The organism is uncultured Veillonella sp., assembly GCF_900545795.1.
Taxonomy (GTDB): domain Bacteria; phylum Bacillota; class Negativicutes; order Veillonellales; family Veillonellaceae; genus Veillonella_A.
In genome coordinates this window covers 18411-35600 of sequence record NZ_URAR01000020.1, presented here as the reverse complement: position 1 = coordinate 35600, position 17190 = coordinate 18411, and the positions used below count along the sequence as shown (strand labels likewise).

General features: G+C 37.4%; 16 protein-coding genes. All 16 read right to left on the bottom strand.

Features of this window, described 5'->3' with window-relative positions; genetic code table 11:
- On the bottom strand, window positions 1–3754 hold a 3754-nt coding region (gene rpoB / locus QZR90_RS08445; protein WP_295790847.1), incomplete at its 3' end, for a DNA-directed RNA polymerase subunit beta.
- A gap of 528 nt (window positions 3755–4282) precedes the next feature.
- Window positions 4283–5698: an aspartate ammonia-lyase gene (locus QZR90_RS08440; RefSeq protein WP_295790843.1), complete on the bottom strand. Its 1416-nt coding sequence runs from the start codon at window positions 5696–5698 to the stop codon at window positions 4283–4285.
- A gap of 488 nt (window positions 5699–6186) precedes the next feature.
- Window positions 6187–7104 carry a triphosphoribosyl-dephospho-CoA synthase gene (locus tag QZR90_RS08435; protein ID WP_295790840.1) on the bottom strand — a complete coding sequence of 306 codons (918 nt, stop codon included), beginning with the start codon at window positions 7102–7104 and terminating at the stop codon, window positions 6187–6189.
- Between the two features lie 58 nt (window positions 7105–7162).
- Window positions 7163–7918, bottom strand: a complete 756-nt coding sequence (gene madM / locus QZR90_RS08430) for a malonate transporter subunit MadM (protein WP_295790838.1) — start codon at window positions 7916–7918, stop codon at window positions 7163–7165.
- A complete protein-coding gene (madL, locus tag QZR90_RS08425; RefSeq protein WP_295790835.1) occupies window positions 7906–8355 on the bottom strand; it encodes a malonate transporter subunit MadL in 450 nt (149 codons plus the stop codon). Before madL ends, madM begins: the two co-directional genes overlap by 13 nt.
- Before the next feature lie 9 nt (window positions 8356–8364).
- Window positions 8365–8574: an acetyl-CoA carboxylase biotin carboxyl carrier protein subunit gene (locus QZR90_RS08420; protein ID WP_295790832.1), complete on the bottom strand. Its 210-nt coding sequence runs from the start codon at window positions 8572–8574 to the stop codon at window positions 8365–8367.
- Between the two features lie 23 nt (window positions 8575–8597).
- Entirely contained in the window at window positions 8598–9278 is a 681-nt protein-coding gene (locus QZR90_RS08415; RefSeq protein ID WP_295790830.1) for a phosphoribosyl-dephospho-CoA transferase MdcG domain-containing protein, read from the bottom strand.
- A complete protein-coding gene (locus tag QZR90_RS08410; protein WP_295790828.1) occupies window positions 9260–10366 on the bottom strand; it encodes an AMP-binding protein in 1107 nt (368 codons plus the stop codon). The genes QZR90_RS08415 and QZR90_RS08410 overlap by 19 nt, the downstream gene beginning before the upstream one ends.
- Before the next feature lie 34 nt (window positions 10367–10400).
- Window positions 10401–11291, bottom strand: a complete 891-nt coding sequence (mdcE, locus tag QZR90_RS08405; RefSeq protein ID WP_295790826.1) for a biotin-independent malonate decarboxylase subunit gamma — start codon at window positions 11289–11291, stop codon at window positions 10401–10403.
- Between the two features lie 15 nt (window positions 11292–11306).
- Window positions 11307–12266 carry a biotin-independent malonate decarboxylase subunit beta gene (locus QZR90_RS08400; RefSeq protein WP_295790823.1) on the bottom strand — a complete coding sequence of 320 codons (960 nt, stop codon included), beginning with the start codon at window positions 12264–12266 and terminating at the stop codon, window positions 11307–11309.
- Complete coding sequence (gene mdcC, locus QZR90_RS08395) at window positions 12267–12593, bottom strand: malonate decarboxylase acyl carrier protein (RefSeq protein WP_295790820.1); 327 nt, start codon at window positions 12591–12593, stop codon at window positions 12267–12269.
- A 15-nt stretch (window positions 12594–12608) separates the two neighbouring features.
- The gene (mdcA, locus tag QZR90_RS08390; protein WP_295790816.1) at window positions 12609–14282 is read right to left on the bottom strand and encodes a malonate decarboxylase subunit alpha; all 1674 of its coding nucleotides are present in this window, start codon (window positions 14280–14282) and stop codon (window positions 12609–12611) included.
- 88 nt (window positions 14283–14370) lie between these two features.
- On the bottom strand, window positions 14371–14820 hold the full coding sequence (locus QZR90_RS08385; protein WP_295790814.1) for a HutP family protein: 450 nt from the start codon (window positions 14818–14820) through the stop codon (window positions 14371–14373).
- Between the two features lie 21 nt (window positions 14821–14841).
- Window positions 14842–15585 (bottom strand): biotin--[acetyl-CoA-carboxylase] ligase, encoded by a 744-nt coding sequence (locus QZR90_RS08380; protein WP_295790812.1) that lies wholly within the window; start codon window positions 15583–15585, stop codon window positions 14842–14844.
- 23 nt (window positions 15586–15608) lie between these two features.
- The gene (madB, locus tag QZR90_RS08375) at window positions 15609–16820 is read right to left on the bottom strand and encodes a Na+-transporting malonate decarboxylase, carboxybiotin decarboxylase subunit (RefSeq protein ID WP_295790809.1); all 1212 of its coding nucleotides are present in this window, start codon (window positions 16818–16820) and stop codon (window positions 15609–15611) included.
- A 2-nt stretch (window positions 16821–16822) separates the two neighbouring features.
- Window positions 16823–16951, bottom strand: coding sequence for a hypothetical protein (locus QZR90_RS08370; RefSeq protein WP_295790806.1), 129 nt, complete (start codon window positions 16949–16951; stop codon window positions 16823–16825).
- Window positions 16952–17190 lie beyond the last annotated feature (239 nt).

The window sequence follows — 17190 nt, the reverse complement described above, 5'->3', positions numbered from 1 at the left end:
CACCATAAGCTTCAAGTGCCCAAACTTCCATTTCACCGAAACGCTGACCACCGAATTGAGCTTTACCGCCAAGTGGTTGTTGCGTTACTAAGGAGTACGGACCGGTTGAACGAGCATGGATCTTATCATCTACCAAGTGATGGAGTTTTAACATGTACACGTAACCTACAGTAACTTTGTTATCCATTGGTTCCCCTGTACGGCCATCATAAAGAACTGTTTTACCATCATCATTTTTACCAGCAATGCGCAATGTATTAAATACATCACTTTCATGAGCACCGTCAAATACTGGTGTAGCAATATGGATACCAGCTACATCTGGTTTTGGCATGCCATAGGTTTCAAAGTCATAGCCAAAGGCCTCAAGATCTTTGCGGATTTCAGAACGTTTAACGCGCGCTGTTTCAATGGAGTCAATAATATTTACTACTGACGAAATAGTCTTCAATTCTTCTTGAAGAGCTTCTTCCATTTCTGGTGCTTCTTCCTCTTCATCAAAGAATTCAATTTCTTTATCGCTATAAGATTTTTCAATCGCTTTTAATTCATCGTAGCGAGCACGACCACCAAGAGTGCCTAATTGACGTTCAGCTTCTGCTAAGATTAAGTCCAAGGCTTCTTCACGGCGCATATTAATTTCTGCATCAATATCTAAGTGAGATACAGTTACATTTTCAGCAATTTTAGCTTTTAAAGCACCAATTTCTGTGAAGAGTTCTTTAATTCGATCAATATTGTCCCAATAACGGCTATCTGTTTTAGCTTGGTTCAATACATTTTGAATTTTTAGGTCAGTTGCTTTAATTTGCATACCTAAGCCTTGTACTGCAAAGCCAAGGTGAGTTTCAAGAACCTGACCGATGTTCATACGAGATGGTACGCCCAATGGGTTCAATACGATTTGTACTGGAGTGCCATCTGGTAAAAATGGCATATCTTCTTGACACATAACACGGGATACAACACCCTTGTTACCATGACGACCTGCCATTTTGTCACCTTCGTGGATTTTACGTTTTTGCGCAATATATACACGAACGAGTTTGTTTACGCCTGGTTGTAATTCATCGCCATTTTCACGAGTGAAGACTTTTACGTCTACAATTTTACCGGATTCACCATGTGGAACACGTAAGGATGTGTCACGCACTTCGCGTTCTTTGTCACCAAAGATAGCACGAAGTAAACGTTCTTCTGGTGTAAGCTCAGTTTCCCCTTTAGGAGTTACTTTACCTACTAAAATATCCCCTGGATGAACTTCTGCACCGATGCAGATAATACCATCTTCATCGAGATTACGAAGATTATCATCACCAGTATTTGGCAATTCACGAGTGATTTCTTCAGCACCTAATTTAGTGTCACGAGCATCACATTCGTATTCTTCAATATGAATAGAAGTATAAATATCTTCTTTACAAAGTTCTTCACTAAGAAGAATCGCATCCTCGTAGTTATAACCTTCCCAAGGCATGAACGCAACGAGTACGTTGAAGCCCAATGCTAATTCGCCACCATCAGTAGCAGGACCATCAGCAAGAACCTGGCCTTTTACTACGCGGTCGCCAGCAAAAACGATTGGTTTTTGGTTGAAGCAAGTAGATTGGTTAGAACGTAAGAATTTATTTAATTTGTAAACATCAATGCGACCATTATCGCGAGTTACATGAATTTCATTACCCCAACAACGAGTGACAACGCCTGCTTCTTTAGCAAGTACGCACACGCCGGAGTCGCAAGCTGCCTTGTATTCCATGCCAGTACCAACAAGCGGAGCTTGGGCACGAAGAAGTGGCACAGCTTGGCGCTGCATGTTCGCACCCATCAAGGCACGGTTAGCATCGTCATTTTCAAGGAATGGAATCATTGCTGTACCAATAGATACAACTTCTTTAGGGCTAACGTCCATGTAGTCAACTTTTTCAGGTGCTACTTCAAGGACTTCATGACCACGACGACAAGCAATATGGCTGGATACGAAGTTGCCATCTGCATCAAGTTCAGAGTTAGCCTGCGCAATAGTCATGCCTTCTTCTTCATCAGCTGTCATATATACAACTTGATCACTTACTTGTACGCGAATCACTTTGTTAGCTTCATCGCCAGTGCCATAAATCTTTTCAACTTTACGATATGGCGCTTCAATGAAACCAAACTCGTTAACTTTCGCATAGTTAGACAAGGAAGAAATCAAACCGATGTTAGGACCTTCTGGTGTTTCGATTGGACACATACGACCATAGTGAGAGTGATGCACGTCACGAACTTCGAAGCCTGCACGCTCACGAGATAAACCACCAGGGCCAAGGGCCGATAGACGACGTTTATGAGTTAATTCGCCTAATGGATTTGTTTGGTCCATGAACTGAGACAACTGGGAGGAACCAAAGAATTCCTTAATCGCAGCTACTACAGGGCGAATGTTAATCAAAGCTTGTGGTGTAATTTGCGTATTGTCTTGAATTGTCATACGCTCTTTTACAACACGTTCCATACGAGTTAAACCAATGCGGAATTGGTTTTGAAGAAGTTCACCTACGCAACGTAAGCGACGATTGCCTAAATGGTCAATATCATCCACATGACCTACACCATCCATTAAGTTTAATAAATAGCTAATGTTAGCAATCATGTCTTCGCGAGTTACTGTGCGATGTTCAAATGGAAGATTGCAGTTATTGCAAATCACTTTGAAGGAAGAGCCTTCACCATCTTGTACATAGAACTCAGCAAAACCTTCACCGCTGAACACACCGCTGTTTGCCACTACATCGAGTTGGTCTTCAGTCATAAGTGTGCCTGCATCAACAATGACTTCACCAGTTTCTTGGTCCACAATTGGTTGTGCCAAAGTCTGGCCAAGCATACGTTGGCGCCAGCCTAATTTTTTATTTAATTTATAACGACCTACACGCGCTAAATCATAACGGCGAGCGTCGAAGAATAAATTATCAAATAAATTACGCGCACTTTCCACAGTAGGTGGTTCGCCTGGACGTAATTTTTTATAAATCTCAACCAATGCTTCTTCAGCAGATTGAGTGGTGTCTTTTTCTAATGTGCGAACAAGGCGTTCATCATATACACGATTGCCATCTTCATCAACTTCACCATTCCAGAATAATTCTAAAATAGATTCATTGGAGCTCCAACCTAAAGCACGTACAAGTACAGTGGCTGGCAATTTACGGTTGCGGTCAATACGAACTGCAACCATTTCATTGGCATCAGTTTCAAGCTCAATCCAAGCACCGCGGTTTGGAATCACTGTAGAACCATACAAACGGTTACCCATTGTATCGATTTCACGTGTATAGTACACACCAGGGGAGCGAACTAATTGAGATACAATGACACGTTCTGCACCATTGATAATAAAAGTACCAGTTTCAGTCATCAATGGGAAATCGCCCATGAATACTTCTTGTTCTTTAATATCTTGGTTTTCTGGGTCATTGTTAATTAAACGGATGTTAACACGCAATGGCGCTGCATATGTAGCATCACGGTTTTTACATTCGTTAATATCGTATTTTGGCTCTCCAAGGCTGAAACCTTCAAAAGAAAGCACTAAATTACCTGAATTGTCTTTAATCGGAGAAATATCGTCAAAAATATTTTGTAAACCGCTCTCCAAAAACCACTCATAAGACTTGCGTTGCACGTCCAATAAATGTGGCATTTCTAGAACTTCGTTAATCTTCGCATAGGTATAACGCGTTCTCTTACCTACCTGCTCAGGTTTGAACATACCAGCTTTCACCCCTCATTTCAATTGGCTTACCTTCTATTCTATAACGGTATGACACAAGACAAATATCCAGGTCTCAGTTTTCCTGTTGACACAATGACAAAATAAGCAAGGCTCTTACTTTTATTTTTTGAACCTTGCTTCACCTTTGGTCAACACAACCTTGGAAGATCTACCTTCATCACTAACAGTGTTATAGTCATATCAATTAGTACTTGCCAGAATAGCGCTAATGAATTATAATTGATTAGTTTTATTCATTCAACAAAGTACATTTGCAATTTATAATTCTATCATGGTATATGTGCTTTGTCAAAATATTTTTATAATCAGTCAATATATTTTACAAATTGCATAAATAGTAACAAAAAATACCTTAATCAGTATAGAGCAAGCTTAGCCATCGAGCTATTCCAGGTACTAATGCTAACATATATACTTAATTAAGGTGTTTTTTCATCATATATGGTCTAGAATCTAGCTTGTAGTCTTAAGCTCAGTATTATAAGCTAGCTCTGCCAATCTATTTTAATTCCCCTTTGCTTTTAAAATGTCTGCCCCGGCAATCCCTGGTTTAGTCATTTCAGCTGGAGATAAAATATGATTCATATCTGCTTCGGACAAGAGTCCTTTTTCCAATATAATCTCTTTAATAGAACGTCCTGTAGTATACGCTTCCTTCGCCAAGGCTGAGGTATTTTCATAACCAATATGTGGCAATAAAGCTGTTACAATACCAACACTGCGATCTAACCAGTATTGGCAACGTTCGCGATCAACTTCAAGGTCAATTAATAGTTTATCAACAAATGTATTTACCCCATTTTTAAGGTAACACATAGAGTTAAATAGATTATAAGCAATCACCGGTTCCATTACATTAAGTTCAAACTGTCCGTTTTCAACCCCTAATGTAACCGCTAAATCATTAGATACTACTTGATAACATACTTGGTTAAGTACTTCTGCAATAACAGGGTTTACCTTACCTGGCATAATACTAGAACCTGGTTGACGAGGTGGCAATTTCAATTCCCCAATGCCACAGCGTGGGCCGGATGCCATAAGGCGGAAGTCATTGGCCATTTTAATAAGTACTAGTGCAGTTACCTTCAAACCACTAGAGATATCAGCAAAGATGTCCGTATTATTAGTGGCATCAATTAAGTTCTCAGCCGTGTAAAATTCTTCGCCTACCACAGCGGACAATTCACCTACTACATCGCGAATATATTTAGGCTCTGCATTAAGCCCCGTACCAACAGCTGTAGCCCCCATATTTACTGTGTGGGCTGCTACAATAGCAGACTCAATACGCTTAATGCCGCGGCGAATACCAGAAGCATAAGCCCCCATTTCTTGACCTAATGTAATAGGCACCGCATCTTGTAAGTGAGTACGTCCCATCTTCAAGATTTCTTTATACTCTTCTGCTTTACGCTCTAATTCATCTACTAGGCGTTGTAATGCTGCGATTAAAGGCTTGCTCTTTAAGATAGCACATACTTTAATAGCTGTTGGGAATGTGTCATTAGTAGACTGCGCCATATTACAATGATTGTTTGGAGATATAATATCGTAACTTCCCTTTGGATGGCCTAATAATTCGAGGCCACGATTTGCCAACACTTCATTCATATTCATATTGAAGGACGTGCCAGCGCCACCTTGGATTGGATCTACTGGGAATTGATCAATAAAGCCACCCGCTATTACTTCGTCAGCAGCACGAACAATGACATTGCCAATTGTTTCATCCATGCGCCCTGTTTTCATATTCGCTAGTGCGCAGGCCTTCTTAACCATCGCCATAGAACGAATAAAATCATGGTCTAAATGCTTGCCAGTAATGTTGAAGTTTTCTAGAGCTCGTAATGTTTGTACACCATAATACAACTCATCAGCAACTTCTAATTCACCTAAAAAATCCCGTTCTTTACGCATACATGACCTCTTTCTTTATAAAAAACTTCCTAAAGAAATAGCTCTAACCCTTTAGAGCCTACATTATATTTACAGCTCAAACCTCTCAAACTGTATCTATCGTAGTAATATCATAGCAACTGCAATTAATATGTAGTCATCTCAAGTATTGCCTTTTACATTCTCTTAGCCCAACTCAATTATGCTTTAAACCAAAATATATAATACAAATATGTATTTTCTTATTATGAAAGACAATATGTTGTTAAGTAAATTATAGCATGTATACATAATACAAAGAAAGGTAAAAACACTCCTCGACTATATCAATAACAGATATATACGGCAAATTTAAAAGGGATAATTTCAAAAATGTATTAAAAAGCCCATCTACAATAACATTAAAGCTATGCACTTTTAACATAAAGACCTTCAATAATGACCCAAATAAAAAAGAGAAAACACAAAATTGTATTTTCTCATATTAGATAAGATATTAAATTAATTCTCTATAAGCTAGAAGAACAATCAATCCTACTAGCAAAAGACTTATGTTTCATTAAATATAAAGCGATTGTGATTGAAAGCAAATCAGCCGATCCACCTGGACTAATATTCTTTTCTTCGCAATAATTGCCTAGCTGATTTATGTAGGAACGGCCTTTCTCCGAAAAAACACTACCTAAAGTTAACACTTCTTTAGCCTTATTCTTTATGATTTGTAAGGTATCAAAGTCCGTCCGCCAAACAACATTACTATCTTCTACCAATGTCATCAAAGCTATTAAAGTATGAACCAGTGAGTCATTAATAGTAGCACCATTTTCTTGTGCAAACTCTAGCGCTGGTAACCCCACCTCTAGTACACTAGGAAAACCCTCTGCTACTTCTCCTCGAATCCCTGTAATGCCATATTTATTATATAGCTTTTCGCCTGCTGTACTTCCTTTACCTGTAATACCTTTTAGTTCATTATCAACCAAGTTAAAAGTCATTGCCCTTATAGTAGGTATTAATTTGTCATCTTCAAACTGCTGCCCTTTAATATAACCAGCTGCACCACTTAAAACGCCCCCGGCAAACAAAATACCGCGCTGTGTATTAATGCCAGAAGTCACTCGCAGTAATTCTTTCTCAGCATCGACACCATACGCTCTTATTTCTTTCAGTAAGCCTGTAACCGGCCCTTTATAATTTTTCCCAATTACATAAAGGTCATTGAAGGCCTTACTTAAAACCGCCGAGCTCATCATAAATGTAAAAACATCCATATCTTTATGAGATCCATTAGATTTTTTTGTTACCAAACCTGGTTTTGGATGGGTACAAACTTCCAATAAAATAGCTTGTGTTAAATATTGACTGACATTATCCAAATCAAAACTTAAAGGAGAAAATTGCCTCTCATATAATCTATCATCTATCATTTCAACTATCCTCATATTATAAATTCAGACTAACCAACTCTCTCCTTTAAGCCAATAGTTAACCAAAAATAGCTTTAGTCAATAAATAGAATACGGAAGGGAAAGTTAAACAGCCAAAACCTGTATAGAAAGTAGCTGTCATAGCACAATATGGAACTAATTTAGGATCTACAGCTGCAATACCTGCTGCCGTTCCTGATGTCGTTCCCATAATGCCACCAAACACCATGGCAGATTGTGGATTGTCAATCCCAACGATTTTCGCTACAACCGGTGTTAAAATCATAACTAAAACTGACTTAACAACCCCTGCGGCTATAGATATAGCAATAACTTCTGAAGAAGCTCCTAAAGCTGCTCCTGTTACTGGGCCCACAACAAAAGTAGCAACCCCCGCACCAATAGTACATAAATCAACAACAGAAGTGTAACCGAATGCATAAGCAATCGCAACCCCTGCAATCCAAGATGTAATTAAACCAAAAACTAGAGAAAGTACACCTACAAACCCAACTTTTTTTATCTCTCTTAAGTCTGCGCCAAATGCAGTTGAAACAATTGCAAAGTCTCTAAACATTGCACCACCCATCAAACCTACACCAGCAAATAATGGAATCGATGCAATACCTTTAGAGCCACCACCTATATATGCAAGCACTAGACCAAGAAATATTGCTACAGCAGATCCATGGATACGGCCTTTAGAAAAACCAGCAACTTTATAGGCGACTAAATTAGTAATACCGATTAGTAAAAAAGCAAAAATCAAACCATTTTTTACTAACAAATTGGTTAGCATAGTCATAAAATCCATAATAAACACCTCCAGTAATTCTTTTTAGGCGCCATCTTACTTAGCACAGGAATACAAACAAAGCCAAAAACAACCCCTAATACGCCACCTAATATAGCTACGCTCCCACCAGAAATTGCTGCCGCAACATTCTGAATTGAGCTCATAGCAACAACAATAGGAATATACATTGCTGACCAGAACGCAATACCTTCTTGTCCCTTTTTATCAAGCCAACCTGCATCGATCCCTTTATTAGACAGAATTATTAGTAATAGCATAGCAAAACCTACGCCACCTACATTAGCTTTTACCCCTAATGCAACACCTAATATATCACCTAAAAAAATACCGGCTAAGTAACAAAATGCTAATAAAGCTACACCATTGATAATCATAATATCACCCCATAGCATAATGGTTATCTCCACTGCTAAGAGCGGAGATAACCAAAACAAAATTACATATTATTCAACAATTGCTACAACTTGACCTGCACTTACACGGTCACCAGGTTGAACTTTATATTCTTTTACAACGCCTTCTACTGGAGATGGCACTAATTGTTTCATTTTCATAGCTTCCATAACGATTAATACGTCACGAACTGCAACTTTTTCGCCAACTTCTTTTTCAATACGAACGATTTTTCCTGGTACACGAGATTTGATTTCCATAATAAATTCTCCTTTTGTATTACTTATACTAAAAACTTCTCGATTTCTGATCGATATAATAATTTAACTTCATTTAAACTTTTTCCAAGCACCATGCTGGTTTCCATAAATACTTCAGTTAGTTTCACTCCGAAGCCATTTGGTAGATCCACTTCCAAATCAAGATTAATCGTTTTATTTAATGCATTAGCCTCTTTATAAAATTGTTGTAAAGTTTCATAAGGCGCAGGACTAACTAATAAATCAATATCTGAATTCTCATCTGTATATGAGCGTCCAGTAATTAATTCTAAGCTTATGGATCCTAATATCCCCAACTTCACGTTATATACTTTAGCCAAGTCTTTAATTTGTTTAAGATATATATATAAATAAGAGGCATCATCTAATACATCTTTACGTATATATTGTTCAAACACATCATAAGGAGTTAACAAAGCAACTGCATGCTTTTTTAAAATTTCAACTCCAAAACGAAATCTTTTCCCATTATATCGACTAGAATGAACGAAGCCCAAAGATATGCAATCATTGTCAATAACACTATCGGGTCTTCTTATAAAACCTGGAGTGTCAATAGGCCCCTCAAAAAGTTCTTCTAATAATTGATAATCAGGATTATCTTTAAAATCTACCAAAATTTTTTGCTTTGCTTCATCAGAAATAAAGACTAAATTGTGTCTTTTTATTTTCTTTTTATCCATGTTGGATCTTTTTTTGCTTTCTGTTGATAATTAACTTGCGAGCTTACTAAATCATCAAACAATTTCGTCTTATCCTTTCCTTGGATAATAATTTGATCATTTGAAGACTCCATTGCATACGGATCTAAACAAAGTTCCAAGACAGTTTCTTCTGAATTCACTTTAACATGAGGACTTACTTTCACAATACGTCCTTTAATTCGTAAGATACTTCTGGCTACTCGTTGTATTGTGGTCGCCGAACTTAATGTAGTGGCTCTTACAACAACTTCATATTCAGGATACGTACGCTCTCGACGATAAGTAATTATTTTTCCATCAGAATTACAAATGTGCCCATTATTTGAAACTGGGAAGCTATCACCCGTTGGGAGACCACCCACAACAACTTCAAAGAAATCTTGTTCTTTCTTGCTAGATGACTTTACTAAAGTAATATCATCTCGAACAGGTACACCATTACAACATAACCAGCCAAATTCTTGACAGCCATATAAGTCAAATACCTGTGCATTCAAAACCTCTTCAGCAATAGGCAACAATTCTAAATCTAATGGAGTCCCCGCTGTTAATATATTTACTCTTTTAGGAAGTAAATCAACTAACCCCATTTTCTTTGCATCTTCTAAAGCTACACGCAAAAATGATGACTCACCAATGATAGCAACTGGTTGCTCTTCACACAAAGATACTAAAAAAGCATCTCGGCTTGAACGTATCAGAAATTCACATTGAAGACCATATTCCTTAAATGCATCACCAGAAAATACATTCACTAATGGTGGGTATGTTACTAAAACTTTATCGTCTTGCTTAAGCCCAGCTAACTTAAAAATCCTAAAAGCTGCTTCTTTTCGCAAAGCTAATTCTTCATGAGTAATACCAACAATATTTTGAAACGCAGATGATCCTGAAGTAAATGTTAAATAAGCTAAATTTAGAGGTGTATGAACCTCTTCTATTACATGAGCCGCTGTAGGCCCAGCAATACCTTTGTCTAATAAAGTTCTTCTAGGCATTTCTTCTAATGTTGGGGATGAACCAAACATTCTAACCATTGAACTTATTTCTGAAAGAATATCTTTCATACGCGCCGATTTCCTTTGACTTTAATTGCGCAAATTACGCATTAATATACTTATCAGAAATCGCGTCAAACTCTTCATTCATTTTTTTGATTGTTTCCATACGATGTGTACGTCCACCTCGTTCACAACCATCAAGTCCACGTCCCCATGGACCTAATTTTTCAATTTCACCGGCTGCTTTTAATTCCTGAACTTCTTTTATGCGTTTAGAAATAACAGAGCGCATATCCTCGGTGTTGTTTACTACTTCTTTTACACCACCTAAGTTATAGAAAAAGTCTACGCCAGGTGCGAACACTGGATTCACTTTTGATAATTCTTCTAGTCGTTCAATATCCATCTTTGTAATACGAGCAACGGAAGTAATAGGCATTACGTGAATCATAGTGCCAAAATCTTTTGACAATGCTAAAATCTCATCAGCTTGTAAACCATGACACAAGAACGCACCAGATATAGCACGGCCAATTACCATAGCAATAATAGGGTGACCAGTTTTTCTTGCTTCAGCTAAAGCCAATTGATAGGCTCCTGTCGCTTTATTCATCCCCGCAATTTCTTCCATTTTTCCTGGACCATTGCCCGGAGTATCAACGATTAAAACGATAGGTCTTTTTTCAGCTAGAGGTTTATCTTTATCTGTTTCAATAGTTTTATAAACAGCTGTAGCCATTTTGTAGCCTTCTTCAAGACCAATAACCCCACCAAAAACAACAGGGAAGCGGTCATTGAAGGCCATAGCATCATTGGCAATAATAGTAACAGTTTCACCTTCTAGCACAGCTGTCCCTACTACTGAACCTGGACCATAATCCACCTCAAATTCATAAGCACCGATTTTATTTTCATCAAAGGAGTTTTCGTCAACAATCATGTCAATTGCATCACGGCCACGACCAATCATCGTATTTTCCATTTCAAACATGTTTATTCCTCCTCCTTATGGTCTTTCTCTACGACGAACAACTTTTAAGAACTCAGAAGTTGAAAGCTCTGGCAAATTCATTGGATCTTCATTCCCCCAAAGTTTCCACATATCTGTAGAGTCACTTGGTTGAGTTTCAGCAACAAGTTTAACTAACTCTTGTTGTTCTTGAACAAGTTCTAAAGAACCAATGCGTCGCATTTTTTCAATTTCATCCATTGATAAGTCTGCAACTTCTTTTAAAGTTTTATTAAACTCACCAATTACGTCTTCAAGTAAATAGTTGCAATCACCAATAATATATTTATGTTTTGCACCTGTTGTTCTATATACAAGGGCTTTATTAGATGCATCAAACTCGTCTTTACCCATTTCTTGTTCAATTACTTCTGGGCCAGTCAAGCCAATACGACCTTCTTCATTCATGATGATTACATCAGTTGCTGCAGCAACGAATCCCATGCCACCAAAACAGCCAACTTTAGAACCTACAATACCTACAACAGGTAAAATTCTACGGCAATCTTGGATTGCATCCATTACTTCTGCATGGGCTAACAACCCTGCATTAGCTTCATGAAGTCTAACACCACCAGTTTCAAAAGAAATAGCAACTAATGGACGTCTTTGTTCATATTCATTAGGATACTTTTCTTTAATTTCATTAGCAGTCTTTAAGGCTAATTTAAGTGTATTAACCATTTTGGCGCCATTAACTTCACCAATAGATCCACCAATAAACTTACCTTCCATAGACACTACAAATACTGGATGTTTGCCAACTAAACCGACACCAGTAACAGTTCCATCATCAAACTCAATAGCTGCACCAAGAACTGGTAGATGTGGACTTACAAATCTATCTTGAGGCCCGAGCAATTCTGTAAAGGTACCTTCATCACAAATGCCAATTGCTCTATCACGAGCGCTCGCTTCAAAAAAGCTGCTCTTTTCCAATGATTTCCAATCTTTCATTTATTTAACCTCCTTTCGATTTGCTTCTGCTAAAGCCTGACGTAATCGCATATATACAACGATAGGTGTTGCATTATCATCATTGATATCAATAAGGATATTACCTACGCCAGTATCATCAACAAATTTTTGTAACATTTTTTCCCATATTGCATCAAAGCCATGAACAGGTGTGCAAACCTTTGCTTTTACATTGCCACCAAAGTCATTGCGCTCAAATATTACTTCTAAGTCACCAGACCCTGTTACACCAACATGAAACCATTCAGGTGCTAGAGCCTGTGTATTTTCTGACTTTAATTCAAATTCAAGATGTTGTAATCCCATAATCAGAGCCTCCTTTTACCAATTTCTAAATTTTGCAGGCGGATTGTAAAGGCCTCCGGACCACTTAACTAAATCATGAACATTCTTCGCTGCTAACATGGAGCGATTTGCACGGCTCATATCAATGCCCAAATCTTCAGGAGTCTTAATTATCCCCAAATCGCGTAAGCGCTTAGTTTCTTTTGGATCAGCTTTCATACCAACTTCTGTAAAGCCAGCGATACCACGAATTGCTGCGGTGCGTTCTTCCATATTTTGACACTTAGGAAGATATGCAATACCTTCTTCGGTAACGATATGTGTTAAGTCATCGCCATAAATCATTACTGGTTCAATAGGTAAATTAGCATTTTCTGCAAGTTTAAATGCTTCTAACTCCTCAACAAAACCAGGTTCTAATTTCTTACGATATGTTTCTGCAAGTTGAACAACTAGGCGTTTACCACGTTTTACTGGTCCCCACAACTCTTTATTTAATGAGTATTCATCGCCACATTTCAACCATGCACCTGATGAGTGACGTCTACCTTTAGGGTCACAACCCATATTAGGCGCACCACCAAATCCAGCCACACGGTTAGCTGTAGCTGTAGAGCTATTGCCATATGGATCAATTTGCAAAGTACCACCAATAAACATATCAATTGCATAGTGACCAGCTGTTTGAGAGAATGCACGATTAGATCTCATACTTCCATCAGGACCAACGAAAAAGATATCACTGCGAGCCGCAACATAATCTTCCATGCCTAATTCCCCACCAAAGCAATGTATAGTTTCAACCCAACCGGATTCAATCGCAGGGATCATAGTAGGATGTGGGTTCAAGATAAAGTTTTTACAAATCTTACCTTTTAATCCCAATTCTTCACCATAAGTAGGTAGTAATAATTCAATAGCTGCTGTATCAAAACCGATACCATGATTTAAAGATTCAACTTGATATTCGCCATAAATACCTTTGAGCGCCATCATACCTCTTAGTACTTGAGCATCAGTAATTAAAGCTGGATCTCTTGTAAACAATGGTTCAATATAGAATGGTTTTGGTGACTGAACAATGTAATCTACCCAATCGCCAGGAATATCCACACGAGGTAGCTCATCAACAATTTCATTAACTTGAGCTATTACAATGCCTTGTCTAAACTTAGTAGCTTCTACAATAGCTGGTGTATCTTCTGTACTAAAACCTGTAAATAAGTTACCATTCCTATCTGCCTTAGTAGCAGCAACTAAAGCTACACGAGGGGTTAAATCTAAGAAATATCGACCATACAATTCTAAGTATGTATGAATCGCACCTAGTTCTAATTTACCTTCTTGTAAAAACTGAGAAATTCTACCAGCTTGTGGACCAGAAAAAGACATATCTAATTTGCGAGCAATGCCTTTTTCAAACACATCCAAATGCTCAGGAAGTGCTAAAACTGATTGAACCATATGTAAATCATAAACCTTTTCTGGATTTACTTGACACAAACACTTTGCTAAAAAGTCTGCTTGCTTTTGATTGTTACCTTCAATATTAACCTTGTCATAAGGTCTAATAACCGATTCCAATAATTCTACTACATCTTCCGGATTAACAATCTTACCTTCTTTGACTAAATGAGCTGCTGATTTTACTCTCTCATGAGAATCTTTTCTCAAAGTGTCCCACTCTCGAGCTTCTTTGTTAAACTCCATTGCCAACTCTCCTTTCTAAGAAAAAAAGTTCATATAATCAGTCAATACGCCGTAATTAATAATAGATTATTAATTACAAATCTATTGGCTATATATGCATTATGCCTAAGCCTGCACGTTCATGATTAGTAACGTAATGCAAGGCAGATTTCCCAAATAATGCTACAGCAATCCAATGGTCATCCCGCACTACTGCCAACTTCAGTGCTAAGCTAGCACTTGTACTAACATTAATCATGACGCCTTTTTTAGCTTCTTCAGTCGCATGAACTACGGCATGTATTTCATTAATAGTTTTAGTAATTATGCCTGAATTTAAACATGCACCAATTACTGCTTTATTAACTTTTTCACTAAAATCTTCTAAAGTAGCTTTTCCACCTACTTCTGTAACTACAGCTTTAAGGCCAAATTTTGCTACAATTCCTTTAGCTTTATTTTCATCATGCAAAGTTTGTGTTAAAGCTAAAAACATAGCTGCTGTACCAGGCGTTTTCATACTGGATTCAAATAAGTTATCTTTTTCTTGTTCCGCCATCACTCAATCACTCCTTCTCTATCAACGGATACTTATTTCGCCAAAATTAAATTCTTGACTAATGCCATTCTCATTTTGAACTACTATCGCTCCATAGTGGTTAATATCAGTTACCACGCCAGAGAAAATAACTTGATCATCATCTTTTACCAGCACTTGTTTATTCAAAGTGCAATTCATTTTCTTCCATAAATCCATAAATACTGTAGAACCCTGAGCTTGCCAATTATTGTACATAAGCTCAAACTCTGCTAGTATCGACTTCAAAACGTCATTAGCTGTAAAATCTTTTTTACATTCTACATTTAAGGAAGCAGCCGTTTTACGAATCTCAGTAGGGATATCATCTTCATGTATCCCTACATTAATTCCCACGCCTACTACAGCATAATTAACAGTTCCAACTTCTGTTAAAGCCGATTCTGCTAAAATCCCACAAACTTTTTTATCCTTAAACAATATGTCATTAGGCCACTTTATTTTTATTTCTTCAGTTTCATATAAATCTCGTAAAACCTTTGCTACAACTACACCCGTGAGTAAAGTAATTTGAGCTACATATTCTGGGTCCATTGTCGGTCTCAAAATAATCGAAAACCAAAGCCCCCCTAAGGGAGAACTCCAGCATCTACTCATTCGTCCTTTCCCTTGGCGTTGTTGGTCAGCTAATATGACTGTTCCTTCGGGATACCCCTCCTTGGCAAATTCTACAGCTGTCTCATTAGTAGATTGCAAAACATCATATTGTTTTATTTTTACGAGCATTTAAATCACCTAAATTTTAAAAATTATTTAACAAGCCCAATAGTAGCAATAAATACGCCACAAGCTATCGCCGAAACGATAACACCTGCAATATTAGCACCCATAGCTACAGGCATAATAACTGCAAATGGATCTTCATCTTCTGCTATGTGCTGTGCAATTTTTGCAGTTGTTGGTACACAGGATACACCAGCAATACCTACAACTGGGTTAAAGTCACCTTTCTTAAACCAGTACACAATATAGCCGCCTAATAAACCTACTGCACCGGATACAGTTAACGCTAATACACCTAAAATAATCAATGGAGCAACTTTAGGATTTAATAATGTAGACGCTTCACAAAGTGTCCCTAACAATAAACCTAATGTCATTGTGCCCATGTAAAGCAATGTATTTTCGATTAAATCTTGATAAGGAATAATCTCAGCTTCTTTAATTGCCATACCTAAGAAGAAGGACATGATTAGTGGTGCACCCATCGGTAAGAGAATACATAGTAATCCGCAACAAACGATGATAAAGATAAATTTCTTAGATTTTGCTACTTCAGGAGAGTAGTACATAATATCTTTACCACGTAAAGCTTTTGGAACTAATAATTTAATTAACCAAGGATAACCTGCATAAGTTAAAGATAAATACAAGTACGCAATAACAGAAATAGGTACGAATAAGTGAGGAGCAAGCATTAAGGATGTAAACAATACCATAGGACCATCCGCACCGCCGATAGAAGCTACTGCTGCAGCTTCTTGAGGTGTTAAACCTAAATGATAACCTACAACTAATGCAGCAAATGTACCACACTCAGCAAAAATAGCTATAATGATTGATTTCCAAGGATTCGCAAGGATAAATCCAATCTCACACATAGCACCTACGCCAATGAATACAACGCAGGCAACTAAACTATTACTAAAGGTCAAATTGTAAATCGGTTGTAAAAAGTTGATTTGCATTATGTCAACTAATTGATTAGGATCTGAAATTAATGGATCCAAGAATAAAGTACCAATTTTTCCACCATCTAAAAAAAGTACCCCACAGTTAATACAAATCATCCCAATGCCCATAGGCACCATGATTAATGGTTCTAATACACGTTTAAATCCAAGATATGCAAGAATAAAGCCAAATATAATAAGTGCAACACGCGCAAAGGCTATCGTTGGATCTTGCACTAGTAGAGATGCAATTCCTGGAAATAATTGAAATAAAATATTCGCATCCATTTTTATTCCATGCCTCCTTCATTACTTTCGCCACCCATAATCTTATTAAGAAGTACAACAGTGCCTATCATTACTAATGCAATTACTGCCGTAAATGCATACGAAAATAAAGCATACATTTCAACGCTCATGATCAAAATGCTCCTTCCGTCTCAAAAAAGAACTCTATTAAGTTAAATTAAATTACAGTAGTTTCCGGACACTTCCGTAATTAAGTCTATATCACTTGAAATTGAATGATAATTTAATCTCTCATTCTCTAATTCCCGTCTCAAAATTCAACTTCAAATATGATAACCAAATCATATTTTTCAAAAAAATAAAAAAAAGAGACCAAGTATATACTTAGTCTCTCATTAAAAGTTAACAC

Coding starts and splice junctions, on each gene's coding strand:
- QZR90_RS08370 (WP_295790806.1), bottom strand. CDS start 16,951: ATGAGCGTTGAAATGTATGCTTTATTTTCGTATGCATTTACGGCAGTA.
- mdcC (WP_295790820.1), bottom strand. CDS start 12,593: ATGGGATTACAACATCTTGAATTTGAATTAAAGTCAGAAAATACACAG.
- QZR90_RS08440 (WP_295790843.1), bottom strand. CDS start 5,698: ATGCGTAAAGAACGGGATTTTTTAGGTGAATTAGAAGTTGCTGATGAG.
- QZR90_RS08435 (WP_295790840.1), bottom strand. CDS start 7,104: ATGATAGATGATAGATTATATGAGAGGCAATTTTCTCCTTTAAGTTTT.
- QZR90_RS08410 (WP_295790828.1), bottom strand. CDS start 10,366: ATGAAAGATATTCTTTCAGAAATAAGTTCAATGGTTAGAATGTTTGGT.
- QZR90_RS08380 (WP_295790812.1), bottom strand. CDS start 15,585: ATGCTCGTAAAAATAAAACAATATGATGTTTTGCAATCTACTAATGAG.
- QZR90_RS08385 (WP_295790814.1), bottom strand. CDS start 14,820: ATGGCGGAACAAGAAAAAGATAACTTATTTGAATCCAGTATGAAAACG.
- QZR90_RS08415 (WP_295790830.1), bottom strand. CDS start 9,278: ATGGATAAAAAGAAAATAAAAAGACACAATTTAGTCTTTATTTCTGAT.
- QZR90_RS08420 (WP_295790832.1), bottom strand. CDS start 8,574: ATGGAAATCAAATCTCGTGTACCAGGAAAAATCGTTCGTATTGAAAAA.
- madB (WP_295790809.1), bottom strand. CDS start 16,820: ATGGATGCGAATATTTTATTTCAATTATTTCCAGGAATTGCATCTCTA.
- QZR90_RS08400 (WP_295790823.1), bottom strand. CDS start 12,266: ATGAAAGATTGGAAATCATTGGAAAAGAGCAGCTTTTTTGAAGCGAGC.
- mdcA (WP_295790816.1), bottom strand. CDS start 14,282: ATGGAGTTTAACAAAGAAGCTCGAGAGTGGGACACTTTGAGAAAAGAT.
- madM (WP_295790838.1), bottom strand. CDS start 7,918: ATGGATTTTATGACTATGCTAACCAATTTGTTAGTAAAAAATGGTTTG.
- mdcE (WP_295790826.1), bottom strand. CDS start 11,291: ATGTTTGAAATGGAAAATACGATGATTGGTCGTGGCCGTGATGCAATT.